The 11,147-nt window shown below is 71.5% G+C and carries 9 protein-coding genes; all 9 read left to right on the top strand.

The features are described from left to right. The first annotated feature begins 37 nt into the window (after window positions 1–37). Complete coding sequence (gene glgX / locus DSM104329_RS19995; protein ID WP_259311612.1) at window positions 38–2,167, top strand: glycogen debranching protein GlgX; 2,130 nt, start codon at window positions 38–40, stop codon at window positions 2,165–2,167. A 13-nt stretch (window positions 2,168–2,180) separates the two neighbouring features. Next, a complete protein-coding gene (treY, locus tag DSM104329_RS19990; protein WP_259311611.1) occupies window positions 2,181–4,163 on the top strand; it encodes a malto-oligosyltrehalose synthase in 1,983 nt (660 codons plus the stop codon). 359 nt (window positions 4,164–4,522) lie between these two features. After that, window positions 4,523–5,209, top strand: a complete 687-nt coding sequence (locus DSM104329_RS19985) for a sulfotransferase domain-containing protein (RefSeq protein ID WP_407655938.1) — start codon at window positions 4,523–4,525, stop codon at window positions 5,207–5,209. Continuing rightward, window positions 5,206–6,132, top strand: a complete 927-nt coding sequence (locus DSM104329_RS19980; protein ID WP_259311609.1) for a sulfotransferase family protein — start codon at window positions 5,206–5,208, stop codon at window positions 6,130–6,132. The genes DSM104329_RS19985 and DSM104329_RS19980 overlap by 4 nt, the downstream gene beginning before the upstream one ends. Window positions 6,133–6,164: 32 nt before the next feature. Then, the gene (locus DSM104329_RS19975) at window positions 6,165–7,361 is read left to right on the top strand and encodes a glycosyltransferase family 4 protein (RefSeq protein WP_259311608.1); all 1,197 of its coding nucleotides are present in this window, start codon (window positions 6,165–6,167) and stop codon (window positions 7,359–7,361) included. Beyond that, window positions 7,358–8,746, top strand: coding sequence for a trigger factor (gene tig / locus DSM104329_RS19970; protein WP_259311607.1), 1,389 nt, complete (start codon window positions 7,358–7,360; stop codon window positions 8,744–8,746). Before DSM104329_RS19975 ends, tig begins: the two co-directional genes overlap by 4 nt. A 109-nt stretch (window positions 8,747–8,855) precedes the next feature. Next, the gene (gene clpP, locus DSM104329_RS19965; protein WP_259311606.1) at window positions 8,856–9,440 is read left to right on the top strand and encodes an ATP-dependent Clp endopeptidase proteolytic subunit ClpP; all 585 of its coding nucleotides are present in this window, start codon (window positions 8,856–8,858) and stop codon (window positions 9,438–9,440) included. Window positions 9,441–9,478: 38 nt separating this feature from the next. Beyond that, window positions 9,479–10,756 carry an ATP-dependent Clp protease ATP-binding subunit ClpX gene (gene clpX / locus DSM104329_RS19960; protein WP_259311605.1) on the top strand — a complete coding sequence of 426 codons (1,278 nt, stop codon included), beginning with the start codon at window positions 9,479–9,481 and terminating at the stop codon, window positions 10,754–10,756. A 108-nt stretch (window positions 10,757–10,864) separates the two neighbouring features. Further along, window positions 10,865–11,134 carry a hypothetical protein gene (locus DSM104329_RS19955; protein ID WP_259311604.1) on the top strand — a complete coding sequence of 90 codons (270 nt, stop codon included), beginning with the start codon at window positions 10,865–10,867 and terminating at the stop codon, window positions 11,132–11,134. Window positions 11,135–11,147 lie beyond the last annotated feature (13 nt).

Below are 11,147 nucleotides of genomic sequence, written 5' to 3'. Positions count from 1 at the left end.
CATACCCAGACGTTCCGCGCTCGTGGGGCGCTGCATCATGAGCCAGGACGTCTGGCCCGGCCGGCCGTTCCCGCTCGGCCCCACGTGGGACGGGCACGGCACGAACTTCTCGCTGTTCTCCGAGCACGCCGAGCGCGTGGAGCTCTGCCTCTACGACGACGAGGACGAGGAGACACGCATCGAGGTCGAGCAGGTCACGGCCCATACCTGGCACTGCTACCTGCCGGGCGTCGGGCTCGGCCAGCGCTACGGCTACCGGGTCCACGGTCCGTACGCGCCGGAGCATGGCCACCGGTTCAACCCGCACAAGCTGCTGATCGACCCCTACGCGAAGGCGATCGAGGGACCGGTGCGGCCCGAGCGCGCGAACACCCTGCCCTACGTCCCTGACCCCGACAACCCGGACGCGGACCTCGAGGCCGACGACGAGGACTCCGCGCCGGCGATGCCGCGCTGCCTGGTGGTCGACCAGAGCTTCCACTGGGAGGACGACCGCCCCCCGAACCACCGCTGGTCGGACATGGTCATCTACGAGACCCACGTCAAGGGCTACACGAAGCGCCACCCGCACGTGCCCGAGCACCTGCAGGGCACCTACGCGGGCCTGGCGTCCGACGAGGCGCTCGCGCACCTCATCGACCTGGGCGTGACGGCCGTGGAGCTGCTGCCGATCCACCACATCGTCGACGAGTCGTTCCTCGCCGAGCGCGGGCTCACGAACTACTGGGGCTACAGCTCGATCGGCTACCTCGCCCCGCACGCCCTGTACGCCGCCAACGGGCAGGGCGGCGAGGCGCTGCGCGAGTTCAAGGGCATGGTCAAGGCCCTGCACCGGGCGGGCATCGAGGTGATCCTCGACGTGGTCTACAACCACACGGCGGAGGGCAACCACCTCGGCCCGATGCTGTCGTTCAAGGGCGTCGACAACGCGGCGTACTACCGGCTCGTGCCCGGCGACCTGCGGCATTACATGGACTTCACCGGGACGGGCAACAGCCTCAACCCGGTCCATCCGAGCGTTCTGCGGCTGATCATGGACTCGCTGCGCTACTGGGTGACGGAGTGCCACGTGGACGGCTTCCGGTTCGACCTCGCCTCCGCGCTGGCCCGCGAGCTCTACGACGTGGACCGGCTGTCGGCGTTCTTCGACACGATCCACCAGGACCCGATCCTGTCGCAGGTCAAGCTGATCGCCGAGCCGTGGGACGTCGGGCCGGGCGGCTACCAGGTCGGCAACTTCCCGGTGCTGTGGTCGGAGTGGAACGGCATCTACCGCGACACCGTGCGCGACTTCTGGCGCGGCGAGGCGAACGTCGCCGAGTTCGCGGCGCGCTTGACCGGCTCGAGCGACCTCTACGAGGAGGACGGCCGCCACCCGTTCGCGTCGATCAACTTCATCACCGCCCACGACGGCTTCACGCTGCGCGACCTCGTGTCCTTCAACGAGAAGCACAACGAGGCCAACCTGGAGGACAACCAGGACGGCACCGACGACAACCGCTCCTGGAACTGCGGGGTCGAGGGGGAGACCGACGACCCGCAGATCGAGGCGCTGCGCCTGCGCCAGCAGCGCAACTTCCTCGCCACGCTCCTGCTGTCGATCGGCACGCCGATGCTGCTCGGCGGCGACGAGTTCGGCCGCACCCAGGGCGGCAACAACAACGCGTGGTGCCAGGACTCGGAGATCTCCTGGTTCGACTGGGATCTGGCCGAGCGCAACCACGACCTGACCGCGTTCACGCGGCGCCTGATCCGCCTGCGCCGCGAGCACCCCGCGTTCCGGCGCACGAACTTCCTCGCCGGCCGGGACCTCGAGGGCTCGGGCCTGCCCGACGCGTGGTGGTTCCGGCCCGACGGCCGGCGCATGACCCAGCACGACTGGAACCGCGAGGACGGGCTGTTCGTCGGCGTGTTCCTGAACGGCGACGAGCTGCGCGAGGTCGACGACCACGGCCGGCCGCTGTACGACGACTCGTGGCTCATGCTGTTCAACGCCAGCCACGAGGACGTCGACTTCACGCTGCCCAACGAGCGCTTCGGCAAGGTGTGGTGCAGCGAGATCGACACGTGCCGGCCGGAGGAGGAGCCGGGCGCGCGGCGCTACGACGCGCGCGACACGGTGACCGTCCCGTCGCGCTCGATGCTCGTGCTGCGCCGCGCGGGGTAGCCGGGGGCGCCCCATGCGTGCGACCTACCGCCTGCAGCTCGGTCCCGGGCTGACCTTCGCCGACGTCCGCGAGCTCGTGCCCTACCTGCGCGACCTCGGGATCAGCCACCTGTACCTGTCGCCGTCGCTGCAGGCCCGCAGCGGCTCCACCCACGGCTACGACGTCGTCGACCCGACGCGGATCTCGCGCGAGCTCGGCGGCGAGGCGGCGCTGCGCGAGCTCGCCGGCGCCGGGCTCGGCATCATCCTCGACATCGTGCCCAACCACATGGGCACCGGCGACGAGAACCGCTGGTGGAGCGATCCGGAGCTCCGCGCCAGGTGGTTCGACGTCGACGAGCACACCGGCGCCTATCGTCGCTTCTTCGACATCGACGACCTGGCGGCGATCCGCCAGGAGGACCCCGAGGTCTTCGAGACGACCCACGCCAAGGTCCTCGAGCTGCTGCGCGACGGCGTGCTCGACGGGCTGCGGGTCGATCACCCCGACGGCCTGGCGGACCCGGCGGGCTATCTGCGCCGGCTGCGCGAGGCGGGGGCCGAGCACGTGTGGGTCGAGAAGATCCTCTCCCATTCCCGCCCACCCGAATCGCTGCGCGACTGGCCGGTCGACGGGACGGTGGGCTACGAGTTCCTCAACGACGTCCAGGGGGTGTTCGTCGACGCGGACGCCGAGGACGCGTTCACCGCGCTCTATGCGGAGGTCACGGGCGAGACGCGGACGTTCGAGGACGTGGCGCTGGAGGCCCAGCTCGAGCAGGCCGAGACGACGTTCGCGCGCGAGGTCGACCGGCTGCGCCGCCTGCAGCACCTGCCGGGGATCGCCGAGGCGCTGGCGCGGCTGCCGGTCTACCGCACCTACGTCGAGCCCTGGTCGGGCCGCGTGACCGACGGCGACCGCGAGGCCATCGCGGCGTCCGGCATGCACGACGCGCTGGCGCGCGTGCTGCGCCTCGAGGACGACGCGCCGCAGGAGTTCGTCACCCGCTTCCAGCAGACCTCGCCGCCGATCACGGCCAAGGGCGTCGAGGACACGGCCTTCTACCGCTACAACCGCCTGCTCGCGCTCAACGAGGTCGGGGGCGACCCGGCCCGCTTCGGCGTGTCGATCGAGGACTTCCACGCGGCGAACGCCGAGCGCGCGCGCCGGTTCCCGCGCAACCTGCTGGTCACGCAGACGCACGACACGAAGCGCGGCGGCGACGTGCGCGCCCGGATCGGCGCGCTGACGTGGATGGCGGACGAGTGGCGCGAGCGCGTGCTGCGCTGGCGCGAGCTCAACGCTCCGCTGCGCGAGACGGTGGCTGGGCGCGAGGGGCGGGTGGGACCAGACCCCAACGAGGAGTACCTGCTCTACCAGACGCTCGTCGGCGCCTGGCCGATCGAGCCGCTCGAGCGCCTCGACGCCTACCTCGAGAAGGCGCTGCGCGAGGCGAAGGTCAACACGAGCTGGGTCGGTCAGAACGAGGCGTGGGAGCGCGCGGTCCAGCGCTTCGCCCGCGCGGTGGTCGCCCACGAGCCGTTCCTGGCCGACTTCCTGCCGTTCGCCGAGCGCGTCGCCGTCGCCGGAGAAGCCTCCGCGCTCGGCCAGCTGCTGCTGAAGTACACGGTGCCCGGGCTGCCCGACACGTACCAGGGCGACGAGCTCCTCGCGCTGAACCTCGTCGATCCCGACAACCGGCGGCCGGTCGACTGGTCCGCCCGCCGCGCCGCCCTCGACGCGCTCCGGGATGATGCGGGGCCCATCGATGCCGAGCACCGCAAGCTCTACCTCATCCACACCGCGCTGACGGTGCGCGCGCAGCGCGAGGCCACGTTCGCCGGCGGCTACACCGCGCTGGACGCCCCGGACGGCGTCGTGGCCTACCTGCGCGGCGACGACGTCGCGGTGATCGTGCCGGTGCGCCCGGGCGCCCAGCCGGTCGCCGACATCCCCGGCGGGGAGTGGGAGGAGCGCCTGGAGCACCTTTCCGGTCTGTCGCTGCTCGTGCGCTGACCCTCGTACATCCGTCCAACCGGCCGCCGACGCGGCCGAAAGCGGCATCTCCGGCCGGAGGCGCCGCGACAATTGCCCGCGTGATCGAGACGGCGCCGCTCCGCAACGGCCATCGGCCTCCGGCCGCCCCCGCCGGCGGGCGCACGCTGGGCTTCGTCGTGATCGGCGCGCAGAAGGCGGCGACGACCACGCTGTGGCGCGGGCTCGACTCGCACCCGCAGGTGCGCACGCCCGGCGACAAGGAGCGAGGGTTCTTCAACTCCGACGGCCGCTACGAGAAGGGTCTCGACGCGTTCCTCGACGCGACCTTCCCCGACGCGCCGGCCGGTTCGGTCCTCGGCACCGTCACGCCGGACTACATGCCCGCCTCCAAGGACGGGCTGGTGGTGCTGGTCGAGCGGATGCGCGACACGATCCCCGCCACGCGCCTCGTCGCCATCCTGCGCGACCCGATCGAGCGCGCCATCTCGCACTACCGCACCGGACTGCGCACCGGCAACGCCTCGCTGCCCACGTTCGACGAGCACTTCGAGTGGGTCTGCCGGGAGCGGGGCGTGATCTGGCCGCCGATCATCCGCCGCGGCGAGTACGGGCGCATCCTCGCGCGCTACCTCGACGCCTTCCCGCGCGAGCAGCTGCTGGTCCTCTGGACCCGGGACCTCGTCCGCGACCCCGCCGCCGTCTACCGCGAGCTCTTCGCGTTCGTCGGCGTCGACCCCTGCCACGCGCCGACGGCCGGCGAGCGCCTGAACGTCGGCGGCACGAGCAGGCGCGTGTCCCCGGAGGCGCTCGACGAGCTCAACGCCCACCTCGACGCCCACCTCTGGCCGCTCGTCGCCGACGGCGGGGAGGAGCTGCGGCGCTCGACGCGCTGGTGGCTGACCCACCTCTGGAACACCGTGCCCGACGAGGAGTCCAAGAGCATCGGCGAGCCGCTGCGGCGGCGCCTGGCCGAGCACTTCCTGGCCGACGCGCAGCTGCTGCGCGACCGGGTCGGCGTCGAGCCGCCGTGGCTCGGGGCCTACGAGGCGGCGGTGACCTCGTGAGCAGCGGGCCGTCGAGCCGCCGGCTCGACTTCGTCGTCATCGGGGCCACGAAGTCGGCGACGACGACGCTCTGGGCCGGCCTGTCGTCGCACCCCGAGCTGTGCCTGCCGGGCGACAAGGAGCGCGGCTTCTTCAACTCGCCCGCGCGCTGGGAGCGCGGGCTGGGCCCATACGTCGCGGAGGCGTTCGAGCACGCCGCCCCCGGCCAGCGGATCGGCACCGTGACGCCGACCTACATGGCGAGCGCCGGGCTCGAGACGGTCGTCGGGAGGATGCGCTCGCGGATCCCCGACGCCCGGCTCGTGGCGATCCTGCGCGAGCCGGTCGACCGCGCCGTCTCGCGCTTCCGCCAGGCGCTGCGCCAGGGGACCGCGTGCGGCGCCACGTTCGACGAGCACGTGGCCGCGGCCGGCCCGGGCGACGAGGACGTCCTGGCCGACAGCGAGTACGGGCGCATCCTCGGCGCGTACCTCGACGCGTTCCCGCGCGAGCAGCTGCACGTGCTGTTCACCGAGGACTTCGACCGCTGGCCGGCGACGAGCTACCGGCGCATCTTCCGCCATCTCGGCGTGGACCCGGGCCACGTGCCCGACCTCGACGTGCGCCTCAACCGCGGCGGCCTGCGCCCCCGGACGTCGGCCGACGAGGTCGAGCGCATCCTCGACCACCTGCGCGAGCAGGCGTGGCCCCACGTGCCCGCCTGCCGCGAGCCGCAGCGCGCGCTGGAGTGGTGGGTGCGCCACCTCTGGAACATCGAGGCCGACGACGCGGGTCGGACGGTGTCCGACCCGCTGCGCCGGCGCCTGCACAAGCGCTACCTCGCCGACGCCGAGGTGCTGCGCGGTCTCACCGGCCTGGAGGCGCCGTGGGTGCCCGCGTACGAGTTCGCGCTGGGCCGCGGCGCGCACCGGATCGCGGCATGACGCGCCCGGCTCGATAGGGTTCGCCCCCGCTGGTGAACGGTCGCGTTCTCATCCTCTCGTGGGAGTACCCGCCGGTCGTCGAGGGAGGCCTGGCCCGGCACGTGCGCAAGCTCAGCGAGGAGCTCGTGCGCCAAGGGACCGAGGTCCACGTGCTCACCCGCGGCGAACGCCCGAGCGAGCTGCGCGCCGGCGTCCACGTCCACCGCGTCCCGGAGCCGCAGTGGCCGCGCGACCTCGACCGCTTCCTCGCGTGGGTGCGGGCGATGAACGACGACATGCGCCGGGCCGGGACCGCCCTCGCCGAGGAGCACGACTTCGACCTCGTCCACGGCCACGACTGGCTCGTCGCGCGCGCCGCCTCCGCGCTGGCGGACCGGATCGGGGTGCCGTTCCTCGCCACGATCCACGCGACCGAGCACGGGCGCCACCAGGGCTGGGTCGACAAGCCGCCCCAGTCCAAGATCCACGCCACCGAGCGCTGGATGGCCCGCCGCGCGGACGGCCTCATCACCTGCTCGCACTACATGCGGGGGCACGTCGCCGACGTCTTCGGCGTCGACGAGTCCGCCATCGCGGTCATCGCCAACGGCATCGACCCGGGCGACCTGCAGCCGGTCGGCGACCTCGAGGCCCTGCGCGCCCGCTTCGCCGCGCCCGACGAGCGCCTGCTGCTGCTCGTCGGCCGCCTCGTCTACGAGAAGGGCTTCCAGTTCGCGCTCGAGGCGCTCCCGGCGGTCATCGCCAAGGTCGGCGACCTGCGCTTCGTCGTCGCCGGATCCGGCACGCATGAGGCGCAGCTGCGCAAGCAGGCGACCGAGCTCGGCCTGGACGCGCACGGCACGTTCGCCGGCTGGATCGGCGACGACCTCCTGCACTCGCTGTACCGCATCAGCGACCTGTGCGTGGTGCCGTCGCTGTACGAGCCGTTCGGCCTCGTGGCGCTGGAGGCGATGGCCAGCGGCTGCCCGTGCATCGTCGCGAACACCGGCGGGCTGGCCGAGGTGGCGCCCAGCGACGACGTGGCGCTGCGCTTCCGCTCGCGCGACCCGCGCTCGCTGGCCCGGATGATGGTCAAGGTGCTCACCGACGAACCGTTGCGCGACCGGCTCGTCGCGCAGGCCTCCGAGCACGTGCTGCGCTTCGACTGGGTCGACGTGGCCCGCCAGACGCGCGGCGTGTACGCGGAGCTGATCGCCGCGAACCCGGGCGCTATCGTCAGCCGCCCATGAAGACGACCGTCACCGAGCTTCCCGAGTCCCGCGTCCGCGTCGAGGCGGAGGTCCCGCCCGAGGAGGTCGAGCGCCAGGTCGCCCGGACGGCGAAGGCCCTGGGGCGCGAGATGCGCATCCCCGGCTTCCGCAAGGGCAAGGTCCCGCCGCCGGTCGTCATCCGCCGCATCGGCCGCCAGGCCGTGCTCGACGAGACCGTCCGCGATGCGCTCGCGCGCTGGTACGCGGACGCGATCGGCGACGCGAAGATCGCGCCCGTGGGCGAGCCGCAGCTCGACCTGGGCGACCTCCCCGGCGAGGGCGAGCCGCTGACGTTCACCGTCGAGATCGGCGTGCGCCCGACCGCCCAGCTGGGCGAGTACAAGGGCGTCGAGGTGGGCCGCCGCGAGCCGCAGGCCTCCGACGAGGCGGTGCAGGCCGAGCTCGACGCGCTGCGCGAGCGCGCGGCGCGCCTGGAGACCGCCGACCGCGAGGCGGGCGAGGGCGACTTCGTCGTCATGGACTACGTCGGCTCGATCGACGGCGAGGAGTTCGAGGGCGGCGCCGGCCGCGACCAGATGATCGAGCTCGGCTCCGGGCGGCTGATCCCCGGCTTCGAGGAGCAGCTCAAGGGCGCGAAGGCCGGCGACGAGCGCACCGTCAAGGTGTCGTTCCCCGACGACTACGGCGCGGAGCACCTCGCGGGCAAGGAGGCGGAGTTCGCCGTCACGGTCAGCGAGATCAAGGAGAAGGTCCTGCCCGAGCTCGACGACGACTTCGCCGTCGACCAGGCCGGGTTCGACTCCCTGGACGAGTTGCGCGAGGACGTCCGCTCCAAGCTGCTGGAGGCCGACGAGCGCGAGGTCGAGCAGGCCTACCGCGAGGCGGTCGTCGACGCGGTGGTCAAGGAGGCGACGGTCGACGTCCCCGACGCGCTCGTGGACGCGCGCGCCCGCGAGCTGTGGGACCGCATGGTGCACTCGCTCGGCCACCAGGGCATCTCGCGCGAGATGTACCTGCAGATGGCGGGCAAGCCCGAGGAGGAGCTCCTCGAGGAGGCCAAGCCCGAGGCCGAGCGCGCGCTGCGCCGCGAGGCCGTGATCGCCGCGATCATCGCCGCCGAGGGCATCGAGCCCGCCGACGGCGACGTCCTCGACGCCCTGCAGGCCTCCGCGGCCCGTGAGAACGTCAAGGTCGAGAAGCTGCGTGACCGTCTCGAGCAGTCGGGGCGCCTGGACGACCTCAAGGAGGACCTGGCCGCCCGCCAGGCCATCGACTTCCTGGTCGAGAACGCCTCGCCGATCTCGGTGGAGCAGGCGCAGGCGCGCGACAAGCTGTGGACGCCGGAGAAGGACGCCGCCGCGGAGTCCGCGGAGCGCCCGCAGATCTGGACGCCCGGCAGCTGAGCCGCCGCCGCCCAGGCCCGGCGGGAGCCGGACGACCACCTCGATAGACTGATCTGCTCGGCGCCGGGGGGAGGAACGCCCCGGCGCGGAGCGAATCGAAGCGAGGATCATGAGCCCACTTGTCCCCATGGTGGTCGAGCAGACGTCGCGAGGCGAGCGCGCCTTCGACATCTACTCCCGCCTCCTCAACGAGCGCATCATCTTCCTGGGGACGCCCGTGGACGATCAGATCGCGAACCTGATCGTGGCGCAGCTCCTGCACCTCGAGTCCGAGGACCCCGACAAGGACATCTCGATCTACGTCAACTCGCCCGGCGGGTCGGTGTACGCGGGTCTGGCGATCTACGACACGATGCAGTTCATCAAGCCCGACGTGCAGACGATCTGCGTCGGCATCGCGATGAGCATGGGCGCGCTGCTGCTGGCCGGCGGCGCGGAGGGCAAGCGCATGGCGCTGCCCAACGCCAAGATCCTCATCCACCAGGTGAGCTCGGGCTTCCAGGGTCAGGCGACGGACATCGAGATCCACGCCAGGGAGATCATCGACATCCGCCAGCGCCTGGACCACATCATCGCCAAGCACACGGGGCAGACGTACGAGAAGGTGTCCAAGGACACCGAGCGCGACTACTTCATGTCCTCCGAAGAGGCGAAGGAGTACGGCATCATTGACCGCGTGATCTCGGAGCACTAGCTTCGAGATCGAGCGGGAACGCTGTCGCTTCAGAACGAATGGCCCGACCGACCGACTCCAACGAGCAGCTTCTCTGCAGCTTCTGCGGCAAGTCCCAGCGGCAGGTCAAGAAGCTCATCGCCGGCCCCGGCGTCTACATCTGCGACGAGTGCATCGATCTCTGCAACGAGATCATCGACGAGGAGCTCACCGCTCCGCCGACGTTCGACATCGAGAACCTGCCGAAGCCGCGCGAGATCTGGGAGGTCCTCAACGAGTACGTGGTGGGCCAGGACGCGGCCAAGCGCACGCTGAGCGTCGCGGTCTACAACCACTACAAGCGCGTCCAGATGATGCAGGTCGAGGACTCCGACATCGAGCTGCAGAAGTCGAACATCCTGCTGCTCGGCCCGACAGGCTGCGGCAAGACGCTGCTGGCCCAGACGCTGGCCCGGATCCTCAACGTCCCGTTCGCGATCGCCGACGCGACGGCCCTGACCGAGGCCGGCTACGTCGGCGAGGACGTCGAGAACATCCTGCTGAAGCTCATCCAGGCCGCCGACTACGACGTCAAGAAGGCCGAGACGGGGATCATCTACATCGACGAGGTCGACAAGATCGCCCGCAAGGCCGACAACCCGTCGATCACGCGCGACGTGTCCGGCGAGGGCGTGCAGCAGGCGCTGCTGAAGATCCTCGAGGGCACGACGGCGTCGGTGCCGCCGCAGGGCGGGCGCAAGCATCCGCACCAGGAGTTCCTGTCGATCGACACGACGAACATCCTGTTCATCTGCGGCGGGGCGTTCGCGAACCTCGACAAGGTCATCGAGCGGCGCATCGGCCACAAGGGCGTCGGGTTCGGGGCGGCGATCGAGTCCCACCACGTCAAGGACACCGGCGAGGTCTTCGAGCGCACGCTGCCGGAGGACCTCGTCAACTACGGCCTGATCCCGGAGTTCATCGGCCGCCTGCCGGTCGTCAGCGCCGTGCACCAGCTCTCGCGCGACGACCTCATCACGATCCTCACCGAGCCGCGCAACGCGCTCGCCAAGCAGTTCATGCGGTTCTTCTCCTTCGACGGGATCGACCTCGTGTTCTCCGACGACGCGCTGACCGCGATCGCCGACAAGGCGCTCGAGCGCGAGACCGGCGCCCGCGGCCTGCGGTCGATCCTCGAGGAGATCCTGCTCGACGTGCAGTTCGAGCTGCCGTCGCGCCGCGACGTCAAGAAGTGCGTGGTCACCAAGGAGACGGTGAATCGCGGCATCCCGCCGACGCTCGTCACCGAGGCGGCCGACGGCGAGGACTCCGGCGAGGGCCGCGCCGCCTCGGCCTAGCGGTGCCGACACCGGCCCGCGGCACGCAAGGTGGGCTTGCAGCCTCTCCCGGTGGGAGGCGGGCCCGCGTGTGTTCACCGGCCGCGGGCGCCGGGTAGTCGCGTCGGCATGGGATTGCTGTCGCTGCGCCGGAAGGTGTCCTGGTTGCTGCTGTTCGAGGTGGCGCGGATGGGCTACGGCCACCTCACCGAGGTCACGTCGCCGGAGGACCGCCGCCGTGTCGTCGACATCGTGCGGCGTTCGAAGGGCCGGCCGCAGAACATCACCGCCGGCGACAAGGACGAGCTGCGGCGGATCGCGGGCCAGCTCGAGCTCGGGCGCTTCCTGCGCGCCGCGGGTCCGCGGATGATGTTCGGCCGCGGCCGCCGGGGGCACTGACCCCACATCTACA

Source organism: Capillimicrobium parvum, from assembly GCF_021172045.1.
Classification (GTDB): domain Bacteria; phylum Actinomycetota; class Thermoleophilia; order Solirubrobacterales; family Solirubrobacteraceae; genus Capillimicrobium; species Capillimicrobium parvum.
This window is presented reverse-complemented; position numbering and strand designations above follow the sequence as displayed.